The organism is Streptomyces sp. NPDC046900, assembly GCF_040644975.1.
Taxonomy (GTDB): Bacteria; Actinomycetota; Actinomycetes; order Streptomycetales; family Streptomycetaceae; genus Streptomyces.
This window is the reverse complement of record NZ_JBEYXD010000012.1, coordinates 43,573-69,285: the sequence shown is the minus strand read 5'-3', so window position 1 is coordinate 69,285 and position 25,713 is coordinate 43,573. Positions and strand designations below refer to the sequence as shown.

Genomic DNA, 25,713 nt, shown 5'->3' with positions numbered 1-25,713 from the left:
GTCTGGGGAGTCTGTTGACTCGGATGATCAGATCAACTGCCGAAAACCCTTGGTTGTGCACGGCCAAGCTTTCTTTGCCGTCGCGTTACCGGGGCCGCCCGGCGGCACGTTCCGCGCACACCGCCCAGAGCCGCGGGCACCGCCCGACGGCTCCGGGAGTAGGGTCAGGGCCTCAGTCGAACCAGCGGTCCCTCGCCAGTTCCTCGGTGCGGGACGGGTCCTCCAGCAGCGCCGCGACCTCGAAGCGGCGCGGCCACTGGCCCGCCGCCCAGGCGAGGCCCGCGGCGACGCCCTCCAGGGTGGCGGCGTGGAGCACGCCGTCCGAGGCCAGGCGCCAGTCGATCTCCACACCGTCCACGACGAGCTCGTCGTGCTCGATGTACGACGCCGGCGTGGCCGGACCCAGCAGGACCCGTACGGACTCCGGTACGTCGTGCTCGACGCCCTCGGAGGTGACCTCGCCCGTCACCGACTCACTCAGCCGCCGCACCTGGAACAGCTCGGCGAGTTCGGCCGCCCGCGTCGGGCGCACCGGCAGCAGCGCGACGCCCTCGGTGAAGGGCAGCAGATCGGGCGAATCGACGACCACCGCGTCGGCGGCGTCCACGACGGCGACCCGGCCGTCGACGACCGCGCGCAGGTCGTCGGGCAGCGTCACCTGCTCCGGGTCCAGTTCGGCCAGGGCCCCGTACAGACCGTGGAGTTGGGCGGCGGACACGGGCCGCTCGGGTTCGGCGAGCCGGTCCAGCAGTTCCGCGGCACCACCGGGCTCCTCCAGCAGGGCCGCCACCGAAGTCCTCACGCCGAGGGCCCGCAGCACCTGTTCGTCGTCGAAGCCGGTCGCGTCCGCCTCGTCGTACAGACCGTGCAGCAGCGGATCGCCGCCCGCGGCCCGCAGACCGGCGGGGCGCCGTCCGTCGAGCACGGGGTGACCGCGCAGCCACCAGGCCGTGTACGGCCGGACGATCTCGTGTGTGCCGTCCGGCAGCAGGATGCGCACGGGCTGGGTGAGGGCGTCCCGCAGCGGGGGCTGCGAGAGCAGGGCGAGCGCCTGCGGCCAGCGGTCGTCGTCCACGAGGTCGAGGTCGCGTACGGCGACGATCTCGGTGGCCACCGGTGGTACGGGCGTGTCGGGCAGCCGGTCCAGGACGTCCTCGCACCACACGTCGACGGCGTCGAGGAGCCCGACGTCGTCGGGTTCGGCGAAGTCCGACTCGCGGGGCTCCAGTTCGTCCGGGTCGAGGACGACGTCGGTGGCACGCACCAGGGTGAAGTTGACCAGCACCCCGCAGGCGGCCAGTGGCTGTTCACCCCAGCGCTCGGCCAACTCGGAGTCGACGAAGGCCAATTCACCCTCACGCATGACGCGCGCGAAGTAGCTGCCGGGCAGGACCAGTTCCCCGGCGGGTGCGGGCTCGCCGTCCTCGTCGGGCAGGGCGAGCGCGCCGAGCCAGGGCTCCTCACCCGGTTCGAGCCCGGCGTCCCGGACGAGCGCGAGCACGGTGTCGGCCAGCTCCTCGGCGTCCAGGCCCTCCTGGTCCCAGCCGGGGCCCTCGTCGTCGAGCGAGGCGGCGACCGCTGCCCGCACCTGCGGGGTGGTGAGCACGGCGCGCGGGGTGGCAGGCAGGGCCCCCAGCTTCTCCAGCAGGGGATGCGCCGCGTCCGGGTGCGCGACCTTCAGGCCCAGCCGGGCCAGGGCCTCCGGAGCCACCGGCGGACCCTCCACGGTCGGCAACAGGATCTGCCGCGGCCCGATCGTCGTCCGTCCGTCGGCCAGCGGCACGGGCAGGCCGGACAGCCGGTCCGGGTCGACCCCGGCCAGGCTGTTGTACAGCCGCCACCACCAGTCGGGCTCCTTCTCGAGACCCGCGAGCCGGTCGACCGCCTCCGTCAGCGGCAGCCGGGCGACCCCCAGCGTCCGCAGCTCCACGCGGCGCTCCAGACCGGCGGGCAGCAGACTCGGCAGCACCTCGGCGAGGACCCGCACGGTCTCGGCGCCGGCGCCCTCCACGATCTCGGCGTCCCGCGGGCGCAGCGCCTCCGGCAGCTCCACGTCGTCGCCCGCGTCGTTGGCCGGCGGCAGGAAGGCGGTGCGTGGCAGCCGGTCGAGGACGGCCTGGCGCAGCGCACCGTCCAGTGAGCCCTTGCCGAGCGGGCCGGGGACCAGGTCGATGATGCCTGGGGTCACCGGGCGCCAGACGCCGAGGAGTTCGGCGTACGCGTCGGCCGCCCGCTCCACCAGGAAGTCGGTCAGCGGGCCCGGGGCGGTGTGCCGGCGGGTGGTGTCCAGCGGGAACGAGGCGATGAGCAGGGCGGGTACCCCGAGGGCCTCGTCGCTCGGGGTGGGGGCGTGCACGACCGGTGCCGTACGGGGCCGGGCCGGGGTGCCGTCCGCGTTGACTGGGACGGCCCAGGTCACGGACCAGTGGGGGCGCAGCCGCTCCTCCACCGGGCGGTCGGCGAGGAGGTCAGGGGTGAGGGGGCCGTGCTGGGAGACGGTCCGCCAGCGGGTGGTGCCGTCCCGGGAGTCCTCGACGACCGTGTCGGTGCCGTCGGTGCGGCGGCGCAGCGTGCGCAGGCCCGTGCCCTCGATCTCGACGACGACCTCTTCGAGACCGGGCAGGGCGAGCAGGAGGGCGTCGTCGACGGCCTGCAGGAGCCGTTCGGCGAGGTCGGCGGCGGCCGTGTCGCGCAACGGGAGGATGACGACGGTGTCGTACGGGTCGGGAGCGGTCCCCTCGGCGGCGAACGGCAGCCGCAGCAGCGGTACGTGCCCGTCGCGGCGGCGGATCTCGTCGCCGAGGCCGGGGCTGCGCCGGGCGGTCTCGCCGGCCAGTTCACGGGCCTCGGCCAGGGACCAGCGGACACCGCCGTGCCGGCCGACGACCGCGGGCTCGTCGCTGACCGCGAGGACCGCCGCGAAGCCGACGCCGAAGCGGCCCACGGTCGCGTCGTGGCTGTCGCGCTTGGCGGAGGCCCGCAGCGTGGAGAGCGACTCGACGCCGACCGCGTCGAGGGGCGCGCCGGTGTTGGCCGCGACCAGCGCACCTTCGCGGAGGGTGAGCCGCAGGCGGCCGGGGACCTGCGCCCGGGCCGCGGCGTCGGCGGCGTTCTGCGCGAGCTCGACGACCAGGCGGTCGCGGTACCCGCCGAGTACCAGGTCCTCCTCGGCGTTGGCGTCCTCACGGAACCGGGCCGGGCTGGTGGCCCAGGCGTCCAGCACCCCGTGCCGCAGGCGGGCCGTGCCGAACGGGTCCGCGCCCTCGGCTGCCGGCTGCACGAACTTGCTCACGGTTCACTCTCCCTCTCAGCGCGTGCGGGACGAAGGTACCGTGCGCCGGGGACACCGCGGCTCGCGGAATGCGCCGTCTGCCCGGTGGGCGCGCCGGGGCCGTCGCCCCCGGATCGCGGCTTGCGGGACGCTCTGCCGGTTACGAGTGCCCCAGCTCCGCAGACGACTCGTCTGGCACCGCGGGCACCGAGCCCGAGTCCGGAGAGGGCCGAAGCGGGAAGGGCTCCACCTTCGTCTCGTCGACCACCGGGGGAGCCGGCCGCGGTGTCCTCGGCATGACCGCCGCCTCCGAGTGGGCGCCGCACCCGTACGACAGGGAGACCATACGGCCGTCCGCCGGGGAGAACTCGTTGGCGCACACGCCGAAGGCCTGGCCCAGCGAGCCGCCGACCGGCACCAGGAAGGCGCAGCTGGCGCAGGTCGCGGGCGCCGCCTGGGCCATTTGAGTCTTCGGACCGAACGCGTCCTCCCAGCGGTCCGCCGCCATGTGCAGTCCGTACCGGGACAGGACCCGGGCGCGTCGCATGCCCAGTTCCTCCGCCACCGCGGCGATCGTGCCGCGCGACGGGGTGATCGGCAGGTTCGCCGGAGCTCCCGCGGTCACCTCCGCGTCCTCCGCCTCGACCAGCTCCGCCATCTCACCGGAGACCGCGGAGTTCGGCGGCGGCTCGTCCTCGCCCGAGTAACCGGGCTCGAGACGCAGATCGTCCGCGTCCGTCGGCAGCAGGTCGCCGGGGCCGAGGTCACCGGGGCGCAGCCGCTCGCTCCACGGCACCCACTCCGGCGCGAGCAGCGCGTCCGCGCCGGGCAGCAGCACCGTCTCGTCGAGCGTGACCACCTTGGCGCGCGACGCCCGCGCCACCGTCACCGCCCAGCGCCAGCCCCGGTACCCGAGCTCCTTCGCCTCGAAGAAGTGCGTGACAACGCGGTCGCCCTCGGAGACCGTGCCGACATGCTCGCCGACGACACCGGGCGCGGCGGCCTCCTCGGCGGCGGCTCGGGCGAGGTCGACCGCCTCGGCGCACAGACGGTCGGGGGTGCGGCTTCGCGTTGTCGCTGCGCTCACAGGTATCGCTTCTCTCCTACGCCGTCTCACGGTGCGCCCTTCCTCGGCTGGGGGAGCGGACGGAGCGGACCAACGGACCGCGTCGACGTCCGCGCCCGATCGCGCTCGGGCGCACCTACACCACCCATTCTGCGGGATGGATGAGAGGCGCGCGGCCGAGAACAATCGCCACGGCGCGCTAGGCACGCTACCTTCTCCCGGCCTCCCGGCCCACACCGAGTCGCTGGCCTTTCCCGGAGCCCGGTCCTCCGCGGGCCGGACCGGTGCGTCACGCGGACCGCCCTCCCGCCCGCCGGCCGATTCCCGCCCTCGGGCCTGTCGGGCCCTCCGCGGACGCCACTCCGTCCCCGTACGCGCGGTAACCGCACTACCCCCGGCTTTCTCGGGGCACTATGACGGGGTGGCAGCCGCGAGGTCGTCCCATGGAACCGCCGGGGCAGGGGGAGTCAAGGGACGCAGCCAGGAGGGCGGTTCGGGCCGGTTCGGCGGGTCCGTCCGCGCGGTCGGCCGTGCCCTGCACCTGCCCGTCACCGGCGCCGCCCGCGGAATCCGCCGGGCCACGCACGCGCACGGCGCAGGCGAGTCCGGTCTCGGCAAACTGATCGAACTGCACGCGGTCAACGGCGCCGGCGATGTGATGATCACGGTCGCGCTCGCCTCGACCGTCTTCTTCTCCGTGCCGACCGACGAGGCCCGCGGACGCGTCGCGCTGTATCTCGCCATCACCATGGCCCCGTTCACGATCCTCGCACCGGTGATCGGCCCGCTCCTGGACCGGCTCCCGCACGGCCGCCGGGCCGCGATGGCGGGCGCGATGCTCGCCCGTGCCCTGCTCGCGCTGATCATCGCGGGCGCAGTGGCCGGCGGGGGCCTGGAGCTGTATCCGGCCGCGCTCGGCGTGCTCGTCGCCTCCAGGGCGTACGGCGTCATCCGCAGTGCCGTGGTGCCACGGCTGCTGCCGCCGGCCTTCTCCTTGGTGAAGGCCAACTCGCGGGTCACCCTCAGCGGCCTGCTCGCGACGGGCCTGGCCGCTCCCGTGGGCGCCGCGCTGCACACCGTCGGCCCGAGCTGGCCGCTCTACGGCGCCTTCGTGATCTTCATCGCGGGTACGTTCCTGTCCTTCTCGCTGCCGCCGAAGGTCGACTCCGCCAAGGGCGAGGACATCGCGTTGCTGGCGGCGGACCCCGAGCACCTGCACGGGTCGCGCCGCACCACGGCCCGGCGCCCCGGGCTGCGCACCGTCGGGCCCGCCGTGACCCACGCCCTGGGCGCCAACGCCGCCCTGCGCTGCCTGTCCGGCTTCCTGATCTTCTTCCTCGCCTTCCTGCTGCGGGAGCACCCGCTCACGGGTGAGAGCGCGGCGGTCTCGCTCGGCATCGTCGGCGTCTCGGCGGGCGCGGGCAACGCGCTGGGCACGGCCGTCGGCGCCTGGCTGAAATCGCGCGCACCGGAAGTGATCATCGTGACGGTGGTGGCGATCGTGCTGGGCGTGGCGATCACCGCCGCGATCTTCTTCGGCGCGTTCCTGGTGGCGTGTCTGGCGGCGTTCGCCGGGTTCGCGCAGGCGCTGGCCAAGCTGTCACTGGACGCGCTGATCCAGCGGGACGTGCCGGAACTGGTCCGCACCTCCGCGTTCGCGCGCTCCGAGACGCTGCTGCAGATGGCCTGGGTGCTGGGCGGGGCGATCGGCATCTCGCTGCCGCTGAACGGTGTGCTGGGGCTCGTGGTCGGCGCCGCCATCGTCGCGGCGGGCTGGCTGCCGACCGTGCGGGGCCTGCTCGCCTCGGCCCGGCGCGGCGGCACGGAGCGAAGGCAGGCCGCCTGACCGGAACCCCGGCACCTGATCGCACGAGTGCGCGGCACGTCGCGCACCCCAGGTGGGGAGCGGCTCGGCGGTGCCCGATAGCCTTCGGCCATGACCGCACTGCGTTCCCGCCGCGCCGTAGCCGCCCTCGGCGCCGTTTCCGCCGGACTTCTCCTGCTGTCCGCCTGCAACAAGCCGACCCCGCTGGCGACCATCACGGTCGGCACGAACTCGGTGAGCTCCCAGACCGACTGCTACAACGACGGCAACGAAGTCCCGGCAGCGGAGCTCGCGAAGTGCCTCAAGTCCAAGGACATCAAGTCGATCAAGGTCGACCCCGATGAGACGGTCCGCTTCGGTGTGGACCCGAGCATCGCGGACCAGGGCTGGACGATCCTGATGAACGGTCAGCCGCTGACCGAGTCCAGCAAGAAGACCTACCGCACGATCCCGGGCAGTGTGTTCTTCAACGCGCAGTACGGGGCGAGCGGCAACTCCACGCTCGTCTCCATCAAGGAGGGCGAGAACAAGGTGCTGGGTCTGTGGACCTTCAAGCTCGAGAAGTCCTCCTGACCACGCCCTGCGCACATGTCCTGGTGGCCACCGCCGTCCCGGTCGAGCGGGATGCGGTGGCCCAGGCGTTCCCGTCCCCGGCGGTCGAGATCCCCCTGCCCGGGGTGACCCTGCACCGCACGGGCGCCCTCGACCTGCTCGCGGCCGGCGTGGGCCCCGCCCTCGCCGCCTCCTCCACCGCCTGCGCGCTCACCGCCGCCGCGCTCGACGGCACCCCGTACGACCTCGTCGTCTCCGCCGGTATCGCGGGCGGATTCGCACCGCACGCCCCCGTCGGCTCGCTCGTGATCGCCGACGACATCGTCGCCGCCGACCTCGGCGCCGAGACCCCGGACGGATTTCTGCCCGTCACCGCGCTCGGCTTCGGCACGGTCAATCACCGGCCACCGAATTCACTCGTACGAGACCTCGTCGCCGCCACCGGTGCGCTCGCGGGGGGCGTCCTGACCGTCTCGACCGTCACGGGGAGCGCAGCACGCGCCGCGGAGCTGCGCACCCGGCATCCGTACGCGCTCGCCGAGGCGATGGAGGGCTTCGGCGTCGCCGAGGCGGCCACCGCGCACGGCACACCCGTCGTGGAGATCCGCGCCGTGTCCAATCCCGTCGGACCGCGCGACCGCGCCGCCTGGCGCATCGGCGACGCCCTCGCGGCCCTCACCGAGGGTTTCGGGAAGCTCGCGCCCGTATTGGAGAGTTGGAAACCAGCATGACCGCAACCAGTGAACCCCTCCGGATCGCCTACTCCCCCTGCCCGAACGACACCTTCGTCTTCGACGCCTGGGCCCACGGCCGCATCCCGGGCGCGCCCGCCCTCGACGTCACCTTCGCCGACATCGACATCACCAACGGCATGGCCGAGCGCGGCGAGCTCGACGTGCTGAAGGTGTCGTACGCCGTCCTGCCGTACGTCCTCGACGAGTACGCCCTGCTTCCGTGCGGCGGCGCGCTGGGCCGCGGCTGCGGGCCGCTGGTGCTCACCCGGGAGCCGGGAGCCGATCTCACGGGCCGCACGGTCGCCGTGCCGAGCGAGAAGTCGACGGCGTATCTGCTCTTCCGTCTGTGGGCCGCGGACACCGTGCCCGGAGGGGTCGGCGAGATCGTCGTCATGCCGTTCCACGAGATCATGCCGGCCGTGCGCGACGGGAAGGTCGACGCGGGCCTCGTCATCCACGAGGCGCGGTTCACGTACCAGAACTACGGGCTGCACAAGCTCGCCGACATGGGCGAGCACTGGGAGGACACCACCGGCCTGCCCATTCCGCTGGGCGCGATCATCGCCAAGCGCTCGCTGGGCGCGGACACGCTGAAGCTGCTCGCCGAGTCGGCCCGCACGTCCGTACGCGCGGCCTGGGAGGACCCCGAGGCGTCGCGGCCCTACGTCATGGAGCACGCACAGGAGATGGACCCGGCCGTCGCGGACCAGCACATCGGGCTGTACGTCAACGAGTTCACGGCCGACCTCGGCGAGGACGGCTACGCCGCGGTCCGGGGGCTGCTCACCCGTGCCGCGGCCGAGGGGCTGGTGCCGCCCCTCGGCCCGGACGCGCTCGTCTTCCCCTGACCGGGATCAGACGTCCAACTGGTCGGCGACCGCGCGCAGCAGGCCCGCGATCTGCTTGCCGGAGGCCTTGTCGGGGTAACGGCCCTTCTCCAGCATCGGGGTGATGTTCTCGAGGAGGGTCGTCAGGTCCTGGACGATGGACGCCAGCTCGTCCGGCTTCTTGCGCTGCGCGGCGGCGACCGACGGGGCCGGGTCCAAAAGGGTGACCGACAGCGCCTGGTCGCCGCGCTGACCGGCGACGACTCCGAACTCCACGCGCTGGCCCGGCTTCAGGGCATCGACTCCGGCGGGGAGAACCGAGGAGTGGACGAAGACGTCGCCGCCGTCGTCGCGGGAGAGAAAGCCGAAGCCCTTCTCGCTGTTGAACCACTTGACCTTGCCGGTAGGCAAAGCACACATCCTCTCGATCCATCCAGGTACGCCCGGACGCCCCTTGAACTGCCGTCGAGACAGCCTACCGGGGCAGTCCCCAGCAGGACAGGAGCGCAAACGGCCGGTACAGGGGCTAAACGACGAAGGAACCCTGTCCCACTTCCAGCCGTAGCAATCCCTCTTCCCTGAGCGCTACCAGAGCCTTCTGTGTCGTTGCCTGAGCTACGCCGTACTCAGCAGCAAGGGCAACCGTTCCAGGGAACCGCTCACCAGGAGCCCACTCACCAGCGCGCAACCTACGGCGTAGGTCATCTGCGATCTGGGGCCAGAGGTTCCGAGAGCGGTCAAGATCAGCCATGCCAACACCCTGCGCGGTATCGCGCTGATCTGCTACCGCGCTAACGCGTAACCGCGTGATCTCGGCTCAGCAAGGACCCCCGCGACCTGGTGAGAGATCCGGGGGCGTGACCGACTGCTACGAGTCGATAGGGCAGAGCGTAGCCACATCAGGTTGCTCCCCTGGAGTGGACCAGAGGGGAAGCGCGCACATTTGGTCACCGATGGCACTCCTACGCCCCTGTCTCTTGGCAGACAGGATCGAGAGCCAGCAGATCGAAACAGCCGTAGTCATCGTGGAATTGGCGCGGCCCATGGTCGCCGAGGAAGCCAAGCTCACCGCAGATGAGCTGAGGTGGATCGCCGGACGGCTCATCGAGAGCCTTACGGACGTACTGAACGTCTGCGAGAGCCGGGGCGAGAGGCTTCCGGACTACGAGGAAGAGGGGGAGTAGCCACCCAGTCTGAGAGCCCCTGGGCGCTGCATGGAGGCGCCTAGGGGCTCTAGTCGACCCCCTACCTTCGAGAAGCTTTACCAAGAATTGGTGGTGCCTGGCCATTCACGAGAAAGTCTGATCAGTCATGGGAGCAGTATCCGGAAGATGCCTCCAGAAGCCACAGAAAGAGCCCCGGGAAGCCCTGGTAAGTATCCAGAGTGTCCTAGGGCTCTCTCGGTATCCTCGGAGGCTCAGAGGAGATTGAACCGCTGTTCGTGAGAGACGTTGTGGCTGATCTGGAGTCGCGTCATCTTCTTCTTCCCGCTGGTCAAGCCCAGTTCCTGAGCCATGGTCTGGATGTCCCCCAGATCCATGACCATTCCTGCTGCGCTCCCGTCCGTTCCCTTGTCCCATGCCCAGACTTTGACCGAGTAGGTACGCAGGAACTCCCTACGGTCTTCCTGGTCTTTGGCTTCCCAGACTTCCCCGTACTTCTTACCGGTAGCGCGTAGCTCTGGATGAGTCCTCTCCTCCTCAGCCTTTGCCAGGAGAGCGACCTTTCCGGAAAGGCTCTTGTGCATACGCCAGTAGGACTCTTCCTGTCCCTCCCCATCGTATTTCCCGGACATGAAGTCAGCTTCCAGCTTGTCTAGGCGTGCTTTGGTCTCCTGGAGTTCCCTTGCCTGAGACGGACCGGTACCGGCTCGCTCATACATGTCCCACTGGCCAACGCTCCCCCGGATCTCCTGGTCTACCCATGCATCCAGTGCATCTGCCCGGACGTAGAGACCTCCCTTACAAGCTCCACCCTTGAACTTGTTGGAACACCGGTAGTACCTGTGACCAGGAACTTTCGTACCGTCTTTCTTGGTGTGGCCAGAGCCCAGGAGAGAGGTAACGGGCGCTCCGCATTCACCGCAATGGGCTACGCCGGACAGGAGACTCTTAGCGCCGTTACGGCTCCCTGTAGAGGCTCCCTCAGGCTTCTCTGCGGGCTTGATCCTGTCCACCAGGTCTGTCCATTCATCCATGGACGTAAGAGGCTTCTCAGGGAGGATTACCGGCTCTCCCTGGTCATCTAGAACAGCCTCTCCCTTGTAGGTGTAGACACCGGGAACCCAGGGGGAACGGATGAACTTGTTGATGATCGTGGATTGCCACTGAGTTCCCTTGGTGGCTTTCCCCTTAAACTTCCTGAGGTGATCTCCCCAGGTGAGTACGCCACGGCCGTTGAAGTCACGTGCGATCCGGTGTGTGGACTGTCCCTCAGTGACTCGCCGGAAGATCTCTTCTACGTAGGGGTAGAACTCCTGGTCAATCTCCAGGATCTTCCTCTTGCCTCCCTCAACTTCCTTGATCCGGTATCCGGTCGGGGGAGCACCTACGAGCCAAGAACGGTTCTCCAGGCGCGTCTGTACGCCGTTGATGATGCGTGCCTGAATGGTGTCCCACTCAGCCTCAGCAAAGACGGCTGTCATCCGAGCCATCATCTTTCCCTGAGGGGTGCTCAGGTCGAATCCCTCTTCTACGCAGACGATGAACTTGCCGTTTTCCTGAGCCCACTCCAGCAGCTCATTGAAGTGCATAGAGCGGCGGGTAAGCCTGTCCATCTTGGCTGCAATGATCACGTCGAATTCATCAGCCTTGGACGTGAGCCACTTCCCCAGCTTCGGCCGCTTGAAGGGGCTCAGGGAGCCTGAGACGTCGGTGTCCTCTGCTTCTCCCACCAGGGCACCGGACAGGTGAGGAGCGCTCACATGGTGCCGGATCACGCCACGCTGCCACTCGATGGACGTAGAGCCGTCCGAGTCGGCTGACAGGCGGAGACATGCGAGGTAGCGAAGACCAGGAGTCATGGGAGGAGCGTAGCGCTCTCTGTGTGCCTAAGTAACCGACTAGGCCTTGCCGGTAGGCACGTCTGCTCGCCCTCGTACTCGTCGGAAACTGCGTCTGCAAAGTGTTTCGGTAAACGGCTCTGGATAGCACTGCAGCGGGCCGCACGGACCCACCGGTACCAAGGCTAATGGTCCGGGGCCCGGTGACAAGACGTCGCCGAGTGGTTCCTCGCGCTGGGAACTACCCTGGTCCGGTGCGTGACAAAACCCAAGCGAATTCCGCCGCGGCCGGCGACCGCCTGATCCGTGCCGGTGCCATCGTGTTCTTCGTCGGAACGGTGGCCACTTTGGTCACGGTCGCCCCGTTCCTGCTCGGAACGAAGCCTTTCCCCACCTACATGTTCGGCCTGAGCATGCTCATGGCCGCCGGCTTCCTGATGGCCGGGGCGGGTGTGTTCCAGTCGATCGCGGAGGGCCGCCGGCGAGCGCGCGGGGCCCGTTCCTAGCGCCTCGGACCGAGCCCGGCCGCTACCGGGACGTGTACGCCGTCAGCCAGGCGGGGAACTCGGTGAGGCCGGCGAGGACGACGTCGGCGCCCGCGGCCCGCAACTCGTCGGCGGTGCAGGGCCCGGTGGCGACGGCGACGGAGAGGGCGCCGGCGCTGCGGGCGCCCCGGACGTCCCCGATGTGGTCGCCGACGTAGACGGCGGCGCCGTGCTCGACGAGTGCCTCCGCCTTCTGCTCCGCCCACAGGTCGCCGATCACCGCGTCGGGCTCGATACCGAGGTGCTCCAGGTGCAGCTTGGCGTTCGGCTCGAACTTGGCGGTGACGACGATCGCGCGTCCACCGGCCGCCCGTACCGCCTCGATCGCCTCACGGGCGCCGGGCATGGCGGGCGTCGCGGCGATGGCGATGGCGGGATACATCTCCCGGTACAGGTCCGCGGTGGCGGCGATCCCGTCCGCCGGGAACCAGTGGACGAGTTCGTCCTCCAGCGGCGGCCCGAGCCGGGTGATCGCCAGATCGGCGTCGATATACGTCCCCGTACGCGCGGAAAGCGCCTGGTAGCAGGCGTGGATTCCGGGCCGGGAGTCGATCAGCGTCATGTCCAGGTCGAAGCCGACGGTGAGGGCGCGAGAGGTCATATGGGTGATTGTCCCAGGAGGGCGTGCCCGAGGACACGGGGCTCCGGCCGTCGCCCCGCGCCGCGGCGCCGCCGCCTCATCTGACCCGCTGTGACCGCCAGGCCAGGTACAGGGCGGAGGCGACGGCGGCGCCCCGGACCACCCACGGCCAGGTCTGCACCACCGCGTCGTTCATATGGCCCTGGGCGATCGGGTCGCCCCAGCGGCCGTCGGTGCGGCCCCAGATCCAGACGATGCCGGCGGCCGCGGCCAGGCTCGGCATGCCCACGACCGCCCACTTGGACTCGGCCCGCGTCAGCCGGCGGGACGCCCCTGCGATGAGCCAGCCGAGACCGAGGGCGATCCAACTGCCGAGCACCGCGCCCGCGACGAGCAGCCCGGCGGCCAGGAGAAGCAGCGGGTTGCGCCGGCCGGTGAGCCGGAGCAGCCGACGGCGCGGCGCCGCGGTGTCCTCGGCCGCGGGGGCGGCCTCCATGGCCGGCTCCGGGTCCTCGGCTTGGCCGCCCTGCGGCTTCGGCGGGTCGGCCGGCGGCGGTTTCAGCAGTTCGGGGATCTCCACGCCGCCGACGAACCCGGGCACGGCGTCACCGAGGTCGAACCCGCCGCCGCGCGGGCCGTCGACCCGCCACCAGTCCGGCACGGCGGCGCTGTCGCCCAGTTCGTCCGCACCGGCGAGATGGGGCGGGGACGGCGTGTTGCGGAAGGTGCCTGCGGGATCTGCGGACCGTGGCCGGGGCACGACGCGCCGCAGCCCCTTGGGCCGGTCCCCGGAGTCGTCGGCGCGCTGAAGGGGGACGGCGGCGGGACGGCTCACCGAGCCGCCGGGTGCGGAGTCGTCGGACGCGGCGGCGACGACCTCGTCCGGTGTGCCGAGGCGGGCGAGGATGCGGCGGACCGCGGCCGGGCTGTCGACCGGGGACTTCGCGCGCCGACGGTCGATCTCGTTGCGCAGGTCGGACACGAGCCGCATCCGCGCGGCCGACGGCAGCTGGCGCTGCTGGGCCACGTCGCCGACCCGGCTCAGATAGTCGAAGACCAGTTGGTCGCTCTCGATCCCCACGAAACCCCTCCGGGGTGGGCCGATTTCACCCCGTACCGTATCCCGCGCATGCCCTCTCCGGGCGCTCCGCCCCGGGCCCGACGGGCCCGGGCGCCGCCCGCGTCCTCGATCGCCGGACGGGCCCGTGGCGCACGACCGGGCTGAACCGTGCCGTCCTCGGCACCACCGTGACATGACCCGCTACCGTGGACCGGATGACCCCCGAGGAGCGCTCACGCAAGGACTCGTCGGCCACGGGAAGCGGCGCCGCCGCCCCGCGTTCGCTGGCCGAGTCGCTGCGCGCGCGGGACGACGCCTCCCTGTCCGCTCTCCTTCGCGCCCGCCCGGACCTCATCACCCCCGTCCCCACCGACCTCACCCAGCTCGCCACGCGGGCCGCCACCCGGGCGAGCGTGGTGCGGGCGCTGGAGCGTCTGGACCGGTTCGCCCAGCAGACCGCGGAGGCCCTGGCCGTCGCCGGGGACCCGGCCACGTACGCCGAACTGCTGGGCCTGATGGCCGGTGACGGCGGCGCGGAGGGCGACCCCGCGGTCGCCGAGGCCTTCCCGCGCGCGCTCGCCACGCTGCGCGAGCAGGCCCTGGTGTGGGGCGCCGACGAGCGGCTCCGGCTCGTGCGCACGGCCCGGGAACTGCTCGCCCCGTCCCCGCAGCACCCCTCCCCCACCGGCCTCGGCCCCACCGCCGCCGAGACGACGGCCGGCATGTCCCCGGGCCGTATCCAGGAACTCCTGACCACCGCCGGGCTGCCGACCACCCACGACGCCGTCTCCGCCGTGGCCTCCCTCACCGCCCTGTTCACGGACCGCGCGCGCATGGCCGCGCTCCTCGAGACAGCCCCCGCCGAGTCCCTCGAGGTGCTGTCCCGGCTGGTGTGGGGACCCCCTTACGGCCAGGTCACCCCCGATCCCGCGGCGCGGCTGCGCTGGCTGCTGGACCGGGGTCTGCTGCTGCCCACCGCTCCCGGCACCGTCGTCCTGCCCCGCGAGGTGGCCCTGCATCTGCGTTCGGGCCGCGCCCACCGGCACACCGAGCCGCTGCCACCCGCCGTGGAGGCCGCCGCCACGCACCGCCCGCAGATCGTGGACGCGACGGCGGCGGGCCAGGCCTACACCGCGCTCGCGACCGTCGAGGAACTGCTGAAGGACTGGGACGAGGGCGGCCCTTCGGTACTGCGCGCGGGCGGGCTGAGCGTGCGGGACCTCAAGCGGACGGCCGTGGCACTCGACGTGTCCGAGCCCGTGGCCGCCTTCTGGGTCGAACTGGCCTACACGGCGGGCCTGCTGGCGTCGGACGGCGAGGCCGACGAGCGGTACGCGGCGACCCCGGCGTACGACGAGTGGCGGGAGCTGCCCGCCGCCGAACGCTGGACCCGGCTCGTCACCGCCTGGCTGGACGCGACCCGCACCCCCGGGCTCGTCGGCGGTCGCGACGCCAAGGACCGTACGCTCTCCGCGCTCGGTCCCGGCCTCGACCGCTCGGCCGCGCCCGAGGTCCGCCACCGGGTCCTCACCCTGCTCGCCGGGCTCCCCGAGGGTGCCTCCGCCGCCCCGGAATCGGTCCTGGCCCGCCTGCGCTGGGAACGCCCCCCGCGCGCCGACCGGCCCACGGCCGACGATCTGCGCACCCGCCTCGCCCAGTGGACCCTGTCGGAGGCGGAGCTGCTGGGCGTCACCGGCCGCGGGGCCCTGTCCGCGCAAGGCCGTGCCCTGATCGGTGCGCCCGCGCCCGCGGACCACGCACCGCCCGCCGAGGCGGCCGGCCCGGGCGACAAGCTCCCCGTCCACCGGCAGCACCACCGCCCCACCCCCCATGTCCCCCTCAGCGCCGCCGAACAGGGCGCGGCGGCCTCCCGCGCCGCGCGTCTGCTCGCCCCCCTGCTGCCCGAACCCCTGGACCACGTCCTGCTCCAGGCGGATCTGACGGCGGTGGCACCCGGGCCGCTGGAGCGGCCGCTGGCCGACATGCTCGATGTGCTCGCCGACGTCGAGTCCAAGGGCGGCGCGACGGTGTACCGGTTCACGCCCGCCTCCGTGCGCCGCGCCCTGGACGCCGGACGGACCGCGTCCGACCTGCACGCGTTCCTCGCCGCGCACTCCCGCACCCCGGTTCCGCAGCCGCTCGCGTACCTGATCGACGACGTGGCCCGCAAACACGGGCACCTGCGCGTGGGCGCCGCCTCGGCGTATGTGCGCTGCGACGACGACGCCCTGCTGAACGAGATCCTCGCCGACAAGCGCTCGGCCGCCCTGCGCCTGCGCCGGCTGGCCCCGACGGTCCTGGCCGCCCAGACCGACCCCGCGGCACTCCTCGAAGGCCTGCGCGCGCTGGGCCTCGCGCCGGCCGCCGAGTCGGCGGAGGGCGACGTCCTGATCACCCGCGCCCACGCCCACCGCACCCCACCGCGCACCGCGCCCGAGCCGGTCCCGGAGGGTCCCCCGCCGCCCGACGCCACCCTGCTCACGGCGGCTCTGCGGGCCATCCGCGCCGGCGACCTGGCCTCCACGACACCGCGCAAGACCACGGGAGCCCCCACCGCGAGCGGGGACCTGCCCCGCACCACCTCCGCGGAGACGCTGGCCACCGTGCAGGCCGCCGTCCTCACCGGCGAGTCCCTCTGGATCGGCTACGTCAACGCCGAGGGGACCGCCAGCCAGCGGGTCATCGGCCCCATCCGCGTGGAGGGCGGCTTCGTCACGGCGTACGACCACACGGCCGACGAGGTCCGGACGTACCCCTTGCACCGCATCACGGGAGTGGCGGAGCTGGCGGACGAGGGCTGACCGGCGGGCCCGGTCGGCGGGCCCGGTCGGCGGGCCGCGACCGCGAGCTTCTCGTCCCGCCGGGCACCGCGCCGCTCCGGTCGGTCATGACCCGTATCGGCGGGCGGGAGCCGCACATGGGGGCTGTGGGCCATGCGCCATGCCCTGCCGTGATCACCCCCGGATGAGGCACACTGGACGTTTGGCCACAGGGAAAGGGTGCCGCGCGTGAATGGTCCTCTCATCGTCCAGTCCGACAAGACCCTGCTTCTCGAAGTCGATCACGAGCAGGCAGACGACTGCCGTCGGGCCATCGCGCCGTTCGCCGAACTGGAGAGGGCACCCGAGCACATCCACACCTATCGGGTGACCCCGCTCGGACTGTGGAACGCGCGGGCCGCCGGGCACGACGCCGAGCAGGTCGTGGACGCGCTCGTGCAGTACAGCCGCTATCCGGTGCCGCACGCGCTACTGGTCGACATCGCCGAGACCATGGACCGGTACGGACGGCTGACCCTCACCAAGCACCCCGCGCACGGGCTGGTCCTGACGACCACCGACCGGCCCGTCCTGGAGGAGGTGCTGCGCTCGAAGCGGATCGCCCCGCTGGTCGGGACCCGGATCGACCAGGACTCGGTCGCCGTCCATCCCTCCGAGCGCGGGCAGATCAAGCAGACGCTGCTCAAGCTGGGCTGGCCCGCCGAGGACCTCGCCGGTTACGTGGACGGCGAGGCGCACCCCATCGAACTGCGCGAGGACGGCTGGGCCCTGCGGCCCTACCAGAAGCAGGCCGTGGAGAACTTCTGGCACGGCGGCAGCGGCGTCGTGGTCCTGCCCTGCGGCGCCGGCAAGACGCTGGTGGGCGCCGGTTCCATGGCACAGGCCAAGGCCACCACCCTCATCCTCGTCACCAACACCGTCTCCGCACGGCAGTGGAAGCACGAGCTGGTGAAGCGGACCTCGCTCACCGAGGACGAGATCGGCGAGTACTCCGGTACGCGCAAGGAGATCCGGCCGGTCACCATCGCGACCTACCAGGTGCTCACCACCAAACGGAAGGGTGTCTACCCCCACCTGGAGCTGTTCGACTCCCGGGACTGGGGACTCATCGTCTACGACGAGGTGCACCTGCTGCCCGCGCCCGTCTTCAAGTTCACCGCGGACCTCCAGGCGCGGCGGCGGCTCGGGCTCACGGCGACCCTGGTGCGGGAGGACGGCCGTGAGTCGGACGTGTTCTCCCTCATCGGCCCCAAGCGGTTCGACGCTCCCTGGAAGGAGATCGAGGCACAGGGGTACATCGCGCCCGCCGACTGCGTGGAGGTGCGGGTCAACCTCACCGACTCCGAGCGACTCGCGTACGCCACCGCGGAGACCGAGGAGAAGTACCGGTTCTGCGCCACGACCGACACCAAGCGGAAGGTGACGGAGGCCCTGGTGCGGCGCTTCGCGGGGCAGCAGATCCTCGTCATCGGGCAGTACATCGACCAGCTGGACGAGCTGGGTGAGCACCTGGGCGCGCCCGTGATCAAGGGCGAGACCAGCAACGCACAGCGCGAGAAGCTCTTCGGTGCCTTCCGCGAGGGCGAGATCAGCGTGCTCGTCGTCTCCAAGGTCGCGAACTTCTCCATCGACCTGCCGGAGGCGACCGTCGCCATCCAGGTGTCGGGGACGTTCGGGTCACGGCAGGAGGAGGCGCAGCGGCTGGGACGGGTGCTGCGCCCCAAGGCCGACGGCCATCAGGCGCATTTCTACTCGGTCGTCGCCCGCGACACCCTCGACCAGGACTTCGCCGCCCACCGCCAGCGCTTCCTGGCGGAACAGGGCTACGCGTACCGGATCGTGGACGCCGACGAACTGCTCGCCGAGAACTGAGATCGAGAGCGCGGAGCGAAGCCGGAGAAGAAGCCACAGACGGTGTACGAGTGGTCACGTTCCGTCAGACATGGAGCGGAACCTCGTACTCCGGGCGGTGCCGCCCGTGCGTTCGGGCGCCGCGCGGACGCCGTCACCGGCTGCTGCGGACGCCCGCCTCTTCGCCGTACTCGCCGAGGAGAACCACGTCGATCGCGGCGCCGAGGAACACCTTGACGGCGCGCACGGCGTCGCCGAGGCGATGGCGGTGACGGTTGCCGTCGACGGCGGTCGCGCCGGACGGCGGCCCGTGCCGGGCCGGGGTGAAGGTACCTGCACTCATGTCTCCATGGTGGAACCGCCTGGCCCGAATGGCGTCGGACCAAGGACGTAACCTGCACGGCTTCCCCGTCCCCCTCCGGTCGGGGCCCGTGCACTCCTCCGGAGGGATGCCGTCCCCTAGGGCGGGCGGACACGCGACCCCGAGGCGCCGGAAAAACCGTTGGCCGACCCATTCACCCGTCACCTAGAATCTCCTCTCTTGCCTGCCTCCCTTCACGGAGAGCCGTCGTCCGGACGGAAACCGGACGGCACCACCGCCACCCGTCACCGCGCCGCCCGGCCGGTGCGCCCGCGCGCCCCGCCCGGCCCGCCGCCCGCCCCGGAGGCACCTTTCCGTGTCCACCCCGTCCGCCCCGTCTGCTCCCGAGCCCGTCTCACCCCTGTCCGCCCCGTCCGCGACCGATCCCCTCTCCCGTGAGCGCTCGCATCTCGCCGCCTCGCGGGCCGCGCTGCGCGCGATGCGCGAGGACGTCGAGAACCTCGACATCAGAGACGTCACCGCGAACTGGGTCAACGCCGAGGTGCTCGCCCGGCAGATCGACGAGCGCATCAAGGCCCTCGCCGATCTCAGCCACACCCCGCTGTTCTTCGGCCGCCTCGACTACCTGCACGCGCCGGGCGCCGATCAGGCGGAGGGAGCGGACGGCGAGCGCTTCTACATCGGCCGGCGTCATGTGCACGACGGCGACGGCGACCCGATGGTCATCGACTGGCGCGCGCCCGTCTCCCAGCCGTTCTACCGGGCCTCGAAGAAGGACCCGATGGACATCGGGCTGCGCCGCCGCTTCGGCTACACCGGGGGCGACCTCACCGCGTACGAGGACGAGCACCTCTCCGACCCCGGCGAGGCCACCGCCGTCAGCAAGCTGCTCCAGCAGGAGATCGAGCGCCCGCGCGTCGGCCCGATGCGCGACATCGTGGCCACCATCCAGCCCGAGCAGGACGAGATCGTGCGGTCCGGACTGTCGGGAAGCGTCTGCGTGCAGGGTGGTCCCGGCACCGGAAAGACGGCCGTCGGTCTGCACCGGGTCGCCTACCTTCTGTACGCGCACCGCGAGCGGCTCGCCCGCACCGGCACCCTCGTCATCGGGCCGAACAAGTCCTTCCTGCACTACATCGAGCAGGTGCTGCCCGCGCTCGGCGAGCTCGAGGTGCGGCAGGCGACGGTCGACGACCTGGTCGCGCATGTCGAGGTCCGCGGCACGGACACCGCGGCCGCCGCCGTCGTCAAGGGCGACGCGCGCCTGGCCGAGGTGCTCCGCCGCGCCGTCCGCTCACACGTGACGACGCCCACCGAGCCCGTCGTGGTGGTGCGCGGCTCCCGCCGCTGGCGTGTGCCGGCGTACGAACTCGAGGAGATCGTGCGGGAGTTGCTCGACCGCGACATCCGCTACGGCGCCGCCCGCGAGGCCCTGCCGCAGCGGATCGCGCATGCCGTACTGGTCCAGATGGAGCGGGCGGGAGAGGCACCCGACGACCGTGTGCAGGACGCCGTGGCCCGCAGCGCCGCGGTGAAGGCGGCGGTCAAGGAGATCTGGCCGGCGGTCGACCCGGCGAAGCTGGTCCTGCGGCTGCTCACCGACGCCGACTTCCTCGCCGTGCACGCGGACGGGATCCTCGACGAGGACGAGCGGAAGACGATCCTCTGGGCGAAGCCGGTGCGCTCGGTGAAGTCCGCCAAGTGGTCGCCCGCGGACGCCGTGCTGATCGACGAGGCCACCGACCTCGTCCAGCGCACCCACTCGCTCGGGCACGTCGTGCTCGACGAGGCGCAGGACCTCTCCCCGATGCAGTACCGGGCGGTCGGGCGCCGCTGCACGACCGGTTCGGCGACCGTGCTCGGCGACCTCGCCCAGGGCACCACCCCCTGGGCCACGCGGAGTTGGCAGGAGGCGCTCACCCACCTCGGGAAGCAGGAGGCGATGGTCGAGGAGCTGACGGCCGGTTTCCGCGTGCCGACGGACGTGATCACGTACGCCTCCCGGCTGCTGCCGCACATCGCGCCGGGCCTGACGCCGGTGGCGTCGGTGCGTGAGAACCCGGGCTTCTTCCAGGTCCGCCCGATCAGCGAGGCCGGCGAAGTGGTCTCCGCCTGCGCCGAGTTACTGCGCAACGAGGGCTCGATCGGCCTGATCGCGGCCGACGCCAGGGTTCCGTCGCTCGCCGAGGCGCTCGCCGCGGCGGGCATCGGCCACCTCGGCCCGGGCGAGGAGACGACCCGGGAGACCCGGCTGACCCTGGTCCCGGCCTCGCTCGCCAAGGGCCTGGAGTACGACTACGTGGTCCTCGACGAACCGCAGGCGGTCGTCGACGGCGAACCGGACGAGCGAACGGGGCTGCGCCGGCTGTACGTGACCCTCACCCGAGCGGTCTCGGGCCTGATCGTCACCCATGCGGCCCCCCTACCGCCGCAGCTCGCCTGAACGGGCTGCTCGACAGGACGGCGACGGCCACCGCGCCCGCCCCACCACCCGGCGCCCGCCGCCGTGATCCGGACACACACCCGCGTCGGCCCGCTGCAACACCGTCGCCTTCCGGTGATCGCGTTGTACGGCGGACCCTGGTTCGTTCAAGGGGGCGCGGGGCCGATGGACGGCGAGGGGGGCGGCCTCCCGCACCGTGCGTCTATGTGTGCTGTCCTGGCAGCCGGAGACCGCCGCCCCCTGCACCCGACCGTGACCGGTGGCACGCGCGCCGGTCCCGGGTCCCTCACGACCCGGCGACCAGGAGAGCCGGCCTCCGACACCGAACACCAAGGGCCGCATCCCGGCGACAGGGAGGTCGCTCGGCCCCTGAGCCCGACTGTGGACGCTGCTGCCAAGGCACGCGGGCCGGTCCCCAATCCCTCACAGGCCGACGGCGAAGCCGGGCCCCGGCGACCGGACATCGTTCGGCGTCCGCGCGCCGACCGTGGTATCCGCTGCCGCGCCAGGGGCACGCGGGCAGCGGGCCCAGGGGGCTCACCGGCAGGTGTCGACCGCCGTACGCCACTCGCGGACCGCCTCCACGGAGACCGGCGAGTCCCAGCCGTCGGTGCGGGCCGCCCCGCCGATGTGGAAGGCGTCGACCCCGGCGGCGCGCAGCCGGGGCACGTGCTCCAGACGCAGGCCTCCGCCGACGAGGAGCCGCTGGTTGTAGCCGGGCTCGCCGCGCCGCGCGGCCTCGGTGACGAGTGTGGGCAACCCGTCGTCCACGCCGTCCGGCGAACCCGCCGTGAGATAGGTGTCCAGGCCCGGCTGATCGGCGAGCTGCTTGCGCAGGGCGTCCCGGTCGGCGGCCCGGTCGATCGCGCGGTGGAAGGTCCAGCGGCAGCCCCCCAGCACCGCGACCAGCCGCTCCACCGCATCGAGGTCCGGGCTGCCGTCCTCGCCCAGGAAACCGAACACGAACTCGTCGGCACCGGCAGCGCGCAGCTCGCGCGCGGTCCGGACGAGGTCCTCGACGTCACCGGCCGCGAAGCCGTCCCGCAGCCGGAGCATCACGCGCAGCGAGATACCGACGGCGGCGCGGATCCCCGCGAAGGTCTCGGCGGGCGGGGTGAGCCCGTCGGCGGCGATGTCGGTGACCAGCTCGAGGCGGTCCGCGCCTCCGGCCTGGGCGGCGACCGCGTCCTCGACACCGAGGGCGATCACCTCCAGGACTGCACGCGTGCTCATAGGACCCCTTCCATCGGTGTTCCCTGGAGCAACTATAGGTCTAGTCCAATTCAAGGGTACGACGGCGCGGTGTTGGGGGCGAGAAGATCACGTAGCCCGGCGGTCCCCGGGGCGCGGACGGTCGCGGAAGTCGGCTGGTCCTCGCAGGCCGGCCGGTGGGCCGTCGGACGCTCACCGTTCGTGCCGGCCGGGCACAGCGGTCCGCCCTCGGAACACGGAAGAATGCCCGCATGACCGATCTCGACGCGTTGCGTTCCCGTTGGCTGCGCACTCTGCTCGCGGCGCGGAAGGGCGCCCCGGAGCCCGACCCCGCGCCCTTCGCCGACAACCTGCTGCACCGCTGGTCGGAGCCGCAGCGCCGGTACCACACGGTCGAGCATCTGGCGGCGGTGCTGGACCGCGTCGACGTTCTGGCGGAGTTCGCCGACGACCCGGAGGCCGTGCGGCTGGCCGCCTGGTTCCACGACGCGGTCTACCAGCCGGACCGCTCGGAGAACGAGGAGCGCTCCGCGCGCCTCGCCGAGCGCGCGCTCCCCGAGGCGGGGATGGCGCGGACCACGACGGCCGAGGTCGCCCGGCTGGTGCGCCTCACGGTCACCCACGACCCCGCCGACGACGACCGCAACGGCCAGGTGCTGTGCGACGCCGACCTGGCGATCCTCGCCTCGCCCCCGTCCGCGTACGCCACGTACACGGCCGCCGTCCGCGAGGAGTACGGCTTCGTGCCGAACGACGCCTTCCGCGCGGGCCGTGCCACCGTCCTCCGCCAACTTCTGGAACTGCCCCAGCTGTTCAGGACCCCGTACGGGCAGGAGCGCTGGGAGGCGACAGCCCGGTACAACATCGGGTCCGAGCTGGAAATGCTGTCGCTCTGAGAACCGGCGCCGCCTACCCTGCTCGGCATGCGGAGCATGGGTGGGGAACGGGTGACGGAAGCCGTCGAGGGGGCCGTGGCCGCGTTGCGGGCCGGCGTGGACCGGGACTGGAGCAAGGTCAGGGCGGGGCGGCTCGAGTGGGACTGCCGCCGCACCGCCGAGCACATCGCGGGTGACCTCTTCGCGTACGCCGGGCAGTTGGCGGGGCGTGCGCAGGACGCGTACGTGCCCTTCGACATCGTGCTCGAGGACGACGCCGGCAACGAGGGCGCACTGCAGGTGATCGCGACCGCGGGAGTGCTGCTCGCCGCCGTCGTCTCCACCACGCCCCGCCAGGTGCGGGCCTTCCACCCCTACCCCTTCCGCAGTGCGGACCGGGAGGGGTTCGCCGCGATGGGCGTCGCCGAGGTCCTGCTGCACACGCACGACATGGCGCAGGGCCTCGGACTCGCGTACGAACCGCCGGCCGAACTCTGCGAGGACGTACTGACCCGGCTCTTCCCGCACGTGAGACCCGACCCCGACCACTGGCGCACCCTCCTGTGGGCCACAGGCCGCGGCGACCTGCCGGGACGCGCCCCCGTGACCGAGTGGCGCTGGAGCAACAACCCGGTGATCCCCACCGCACGAATCACTCTTCAGGGCGTCACTCCGGCGGCCGCCACCGATCTGCGTCTGGGCGGGACGGGCGGCTTCGAGTGGCTCGACGGCGGCCCCTTCGAGGGCACGCGCGACGCGGCCGGCATGCTCCTGAAGGCGTACGCGGCGGGGGTGCACCGGCCGGAGTGGGGGGTGTTCGTGCTCGTGCGGACCGAGGACGGCCGGGCCGTCGGGAGCATGGGCTTCCACGGTCACCCGGACGAGGAGGGCCGCGTGGAGGTCGGCTACGACCTGGTCGAGGGCGCCCGGGGGAACGGCTACGCCACCGAGGCGCTGCGCGCCCTCGCGGCCTGGGCGCTGGCCGGGCGCGGCGTGCGGACCCTCCTCGCGACCGTCGACCGGGCCAACATCCCCTCGCAGGGCGTGGTCACACGGGCCGGGTTCACCCGTGTGAGTGAGGACGAGCAGAGCTACGCGTTCGCACTGGACGGCTGAGCCCGGGAACGCGGCCCTTGCGCCTGCGCAGCCCGGACGCGTGCAGGAGCCGCACCACGTCGCGGCTTCTGACCTCCACCGCCCCGGCCCGCACCACGTCCGCGTACCGGTCGGACGGGAGGTCGTAGTGGTCGCGTTCGAAGGCGCGGCGCGGTAGGTCCAGCTTCTCGGCGAACGCGTGCAGTTCCTCGAACGAGACGTCGCTGATCAGGTGCGACCACATACGGCCGTGGCCCGGCCAGGTGGGAGGGTCGACATAGATCGTCACGAGGACGGCATCCCGCCCGTCGCCTGCGCGAGAGAGCCGACCGCCGCGACCTTCACGCCCGCCTGGGAGCACACCCAGTGCGGATCGGGGCCGAGTTCCGGCTCGACGTCGAGAGCGTGCGGGTCGCCGGTGCCGCAGACGGGGCACAGAGGCCAGCGCCCGTACCGCTCCAGCAGTGCGTCCTGGACGTCCTGAGCGACCAGTCCCGCCACGTACTCCGCACCGTCCGGCCACTGTTCGACCCACCATCGACGCTGTGCGACGGAGTCCTCGACGATCGAGACGACGTCCGCCTCGGCGACCTCGCCCGCGACCAGATCGGCCAGCACGAGGGCGCGAGCAGCGTGCAAGGCCTGCTCCAGGGGGCTGATGGGGTCCATGCACCTATTGTGCGCACTCTTGACCCGACGTCCGAACGGAAAATATCTTTCACTTCGTGTCCCAGGATGTGAAGGGAATTTTCCCGGGGTCCGTGGGCCCGGAGGCGCCGCCCGCCCCCGCCGCGCTCTCCGCAAAGGTGCGGACCCTCGCACCCTCGATGACCCGGTCCATGCAGCGCGTCGCCGAGGCGGTCGCCGGTGACCCGGCCGGCTGCGCGGCCCTCACGGTGACCGGGCTCGCCGAACTGACCGGGACCAGCGAGGCAACCGTCGTCCGCACGGCCCGACTCCTCGGCTATCCCGGCTACCGCGACCTGCGGCTCGCCCTCGCCGGACTCGCCGCCCATCAGCAGTCGGGCCGCGCCCCGGCCGTCACCGCCGACATCGCCGTCGACGACTCCATCGGGGACGTCGTCGCCAAGCTCGCCTACGACGAGCAGCAGACCCTCGCGGACACGGCGGCCGGAATCGACACCGTGCAGCTCGGAGCCGCGGTCGCGGCGCTCGCCACCGCTCGCCGCATCGACGTGTACGGCATCGGGGCGTCCGGGCTCGTCGCCCAGGACCTCGTCCAGAAACTGCTGCGCATAGGGCTCATAGCGCATGCGCCCAACGACCCCCATCTCGCGGTCACCAACGCCGTGCAGCTGCGCGCGAAGGACGTGGCGATCGCGATCACCCACTCCGGCTCCACCGGCGACGTGATCGAGCCGCTGCGCGTGGCCTTCGAGCACGGCGCGACGACCGTGGCGATCACCGGCCGTCCGGACGGGCCCGTGACGCAGTACGCCGATCACATCCTCACCACGTCCACGGCGCGCGAGAGCGAGCTCAGGCCGGCCGCGATGTCCTCGCGTACCAGCCAACTCCTGGTCGTGGACTGCCTGTTCGTCGGCGTGGCGCAACGGACGTACGAGACCGCGGCGCCCGCCCTGTCCGCCTCGTACGAGGCCCTGGCGCACCGTCACCGCCCACGCGGCGGAACGAAGCGGTGACGCTCCGCGG

At 72.0% G+C, this 25,713-nt stretch carries 23 protein-coding genes; 12 read left to right on the top strand and 11 right to left on the bottom strand.

All coding sequences use genetic code 11. The features are described 5' to 3' along the window. Positions 1-172: 172 nt before the first annotated feature. Positions 173-3,292 carry a molecular chaperone Hsp90 gene (locus ABZ904_RS14840; protein ID WP_359399773.1) on the bottom strand — a complete coding sequence of 1,040 codons (3,120 nt, stop codon included), beginning with the start codon at positions 3,290-3,292 and terminating at the stop codon, positions 173-175. 139 nt (positions 3,293-3,431) lie between these two features. After that, positions 3,432-4,358, bottom strand: coding sequence for a DUF3027 domain-containing protein (locus ABZ904_RS14835; RefSeq protein WP_359399775.1), 927 nt, complete (start codon positions 4,356-4,358; stop codon positions 3,432-3,434). Between the two features lie 400 nt (positions 4,359-4,758). Between ABZ904_RS14835 and ABZ904_RS14830 the strand changes: the two genes are divergently transcribed. The 4 genes from ABZ904_RS14830 (at position 4,759) to ABZ904_RS14815 (ending at position 8,296) form a co-directional block, all read left to right on the top strand. Continuing rightward, positions 4,759-6,183, top strand: a complete 1,425-nt coding sequence (locus ABZ904_RS14830; protein ID WP_361823404.1) for an MFS transporter — start codon at positions 4,759-4,761, stop codon at positions 6,181-6,183. Between the two features lie 90 nt (positions 6,184-6,273). After that, positions 6,274-6,735 (top strand): DUF2771 domain-containing protein, encoded by a 462-nt coding sequence (locus ABZ904_RS14825; protein ID WP_359399781.1) that lies wholly within the window; start codon positions 6,274-6,276, stop codon positions 6,733-6,735. Beyond that, entirely contained in the window at positions 6,705-7,445 is a 741-nt protein-coding gene (locus tag ABZ904_RS14820) for a futalosine hydrolase (RefSeq protein ID WP_361823401.1), read from the top strand. The genes ABZ904_RS14825 and ABZ904_RS14820 overlap by 31 nt, the downstream gene beginning before the upstream one ends. Continuing rightward, a complete protein-coding gene (locus tag ABZ904_RS14815) occupies positions 7,442-8,296 on the top strand; it encodes a 1,4-dihydroxy-6-naphthoate synthase (protein ID WP_360993283.1) in 855 nt (284 codons plus the stop codon). Before ABZ904_RS14820 ends, ABZ904_RS14815 begins: the two co-directional genes overlap by 4 nt. A 6-nt stretch (positions 8,297-8,302) precedes the next feature. Here the strand turns inward: ABZ904_RS14815 and ABZ904_RS14810 are convergent, their stop codons facing one another. Continuing rightward, the gene (locus tag ABZ904_RS14810) at positions 8,303-8,686 is read right to left on the bottom strand and encodes a cold-shock protein (protein WP_359399790.1); all 384 of its coding nucleotides are present in this window, start codon (positions 8,684-8,686) and stop codon (positions 8,303-8,305) included. A 115-nt stretch (positions 8,687-8,801) separates the two neighbouring features. Then, on the bottom strand, positions 8,802-9,026 hold the full coding sequence (locus tag ABZ904_RS14805; RefSeq protein ID WP_360993278.1) for a GntR family transcriptional regulator: 225 nt from the start codon (positions 9,024-9,026) through the stop codon (positions 8,802-8,804). A gap of 226 nt (positions 9,027-9,252) precedes the next feature. Between ABZ904_RS14805 and ABZ904_RS14800 the strand changes: the two genes are divergently transcribed. Further along, positions 9,253-9,459 carry a hypothetical protein gene (locus ABZ904_RS14800; protein WP_360993275.1) on the top strand — a complete coding sequence of 69 codons (207 nt, stop codon included), beginning with the start codon at positions 9,253-9,255 and terminating at the stop codon, positions 9,457-9,459. Positions 9,460-9,692: 233 nt separating this feature from the next. Here ABZ904_RS14800 and ABZ904_RS14795 read toward each other — a convergent pair whose 3' ends face one another. Next, entirely contained in the window at positions 9,693-11,297 is a 1,605-nt protein-coding gene (locus tag ABZ904_RS14795; protein ID WP_361823396.1) for a recombinase family protein, read from the bottom strand. A 233-nt stretch (positions 11,298-11,530) separates the two neighbouring features. On the opposite strand from ABZ904_RS14795, the gene ABZ904_RS14790 reads away from it, so the two are divergent. Beyond that, on the top strand, positions 11,531-11,782 hold the full coding sequence (locus ABZ904_RS14790; protein ID WP_359399802.1) for a hypothetical protein: 252 nt from the start codon (positions 11,531-11,533) through the stop codon (positions 11,780-11,782). A 22-nt stretch (positions 11,783-11,804) separates the two neighbouring features. Here the strand turns inward: ABZ904_RS14790 and ABZ904_RS14785 are convergent, their stop codons facing one another. Next, a complete protein-coding gene (locus tag ABZ904_RS14785; RefSeq protein ID WP_359399805.1) occupies positions 11,805-12,422 on the bottom strand; it encodes a haloacid dehalogenase-like hydrolase in 618 nt (205 codons plus the stop codon). A 76-nt stretch (positions 12,423-12,498) separates the two neighbouring features. Continuing rightward, a complete protein-coding gene (locus tag ABZ904_RS14780) occupies positions 12,499-13,482 on the bottom strand; it encodes a hypothetical protein (protein ID WP_361823392.1) in 984 nt (327 codons plus the stop codon). A 194-nt stretch (positions 13,483-13,676) separates the two neighbouring features. Between ABZ904_RS14780 and ABZ904_RS14775 the strand changes: the two genes are divergently transcribed. Both ABZ904_RS14775 and ABZ904_RS14770 read left to right on the top strand, forming a co-directional pair. Continuing rightward, the gene (locus ABZ904_RS14775; protein WP_361823389.1) at positions 13,677-16,262 is read left to right on the top strand and encodes a helicase C-terminal domain-containing protein; all 2,586 of its coding nucleotides are present in this window, start codon (positions 13,677-13,679) and stop codon (positions 16,260-16,262) included. A 207-nt stretch (positions 16,263-16,469) separates the two neighbouring features. After that, entirely contained in the window at positions 16,470-18,113 is a 1,644-nt protein-coding gene (locus tag ABZ904_RS14770) for a DNA repair helicase XPB (RefSeq protein WP_359399814.1), read from the top strand. Between the two features lie 133 nt (positions 18,114-18,246). On the opposite strand, the gene ABZ904_RS14765 is transcribed toward ABZ904_RS14770, so the two are convergent. Further along, positions 18,247-18,435 (bottom strand): hypothetical protein, encoded by a 189-nt coding sequence (locus tag ABZ904_RS14765; protein ID WP_359399818.1) that lies wholly within the window; start codon positions 18,433-18,435, stop codon positions 18,247-18,249. A gap of 457 nt (positions 18,436-18,892) precedes the next feature. On the opposite strand from ABZ904_RS14765, the gene ABZ904_RS14760 reads away from it, so the two are divergent. Beyond that, positions 18,893-20,857, top strand: a complete 1,965-nt coding sequence (locus ABZ904_RS14760) for a UvrD-helicase domain-containing protein (RefSeq protein WP_359399944.1) — start codon at positions 18,893-18,895, stop codon at positions 20,855-20,857. A gap of 537 nt (positions 20,858-21,394) precedes the next feature. Here the strand turns inward: ABZ904_RS14760 and ABZ904_RS14755 are convergent. Continuing rightward, positions 21,395-22,090, bottom strand: a complete 696-nt coding sequence (locus ABZ904_RS14755; protein ID WP_359399821.1) for a copper homeostasis protein CutC — start codon at positions 22,088-22,090, stop codon at positions 21,395-21,397. Positions 22,091-22,320: 230 nt separating this feature from the next. On the opposite strand from ABZ904_RS14755, the gene ABZ904_RS14750 reads away from it, so the two are divergent. Together ABZ904_RS14750 and ABZ904_RS14745 are read left to right on the top strand one after the other, a co-directional pair. Continuing rightward, on the top strand, positions 22,321-22,965 hold the full coding sequence (locus tag ABZ904_RS14750; protein ID WP_361823384.1) for a hypothetical protein: 645 nt from the start codon (positions 22,321-22,323) through the stop codon (positions 22,963-22,965). A 27-nt stretch (positions 22,966-22,992) separates the two neighbouring features. Beyond that, complete coding sequence (locus ABZ904_RS14745) at positions 22,993-24,060, top strand: GNAT family N-acetyltransferase (protein WP_361823381.1); 1,068 nt, start codon at positions 22,993-22,995, stop codon at positions 24,058-24,060. On the opposite strand, the gene ABZ904_RS14740 is transcribed toward ABZ904_RS14745, so the two are convergent. Next, a complete protein-coding gene (locus ABZ904_RS14740; RefSeq protein ID WP_359399830.1) occupies positions 24,008-24,328 on the bottom strand; it encodes a DUF4031 domain-containing protein in 321 nt (106 codons plus the stop codon). The two genes, ABZ904_RS14745 and ABZ904_RS14740, sit on opposite strands and share 53 nt — an antisense overlap. Then, positions 24,325-24,708, bottom strand: a complete 384-nt coding sequence (locus ABZ904_RS14735; protein ID WP_360993251.1) for a hypothetical protein — start codon at positions 24,706-24,708, stop codon at positions 24,325-24,327. Before ABZ904_RS14735 ends, ABZ904_RS14740 begins: the two co-directional genes overlap by 4 nt. A 56-nt stretch (positions 24,709-24,764) precedes the next feature. Between ABZ904_RS14735 and ABZ904_RS14730 the strand changes: the two genes are divergently transcribed. Then, positions 24,765-25,703 carry a MurR/RpiR family transcriptional regulator gene (locus ABZ904_RS14730; protein ID WP_359399836.1) on the top strand — a complete coding sequence of 313 codons (939 nt, stop codon included), beginning with the start codon at positions 24,765-24,767 and terminating at the stop codon, positions 25,701-25,703. Positions 25,704-25,713: the final 10 nt, after the last annotated feature.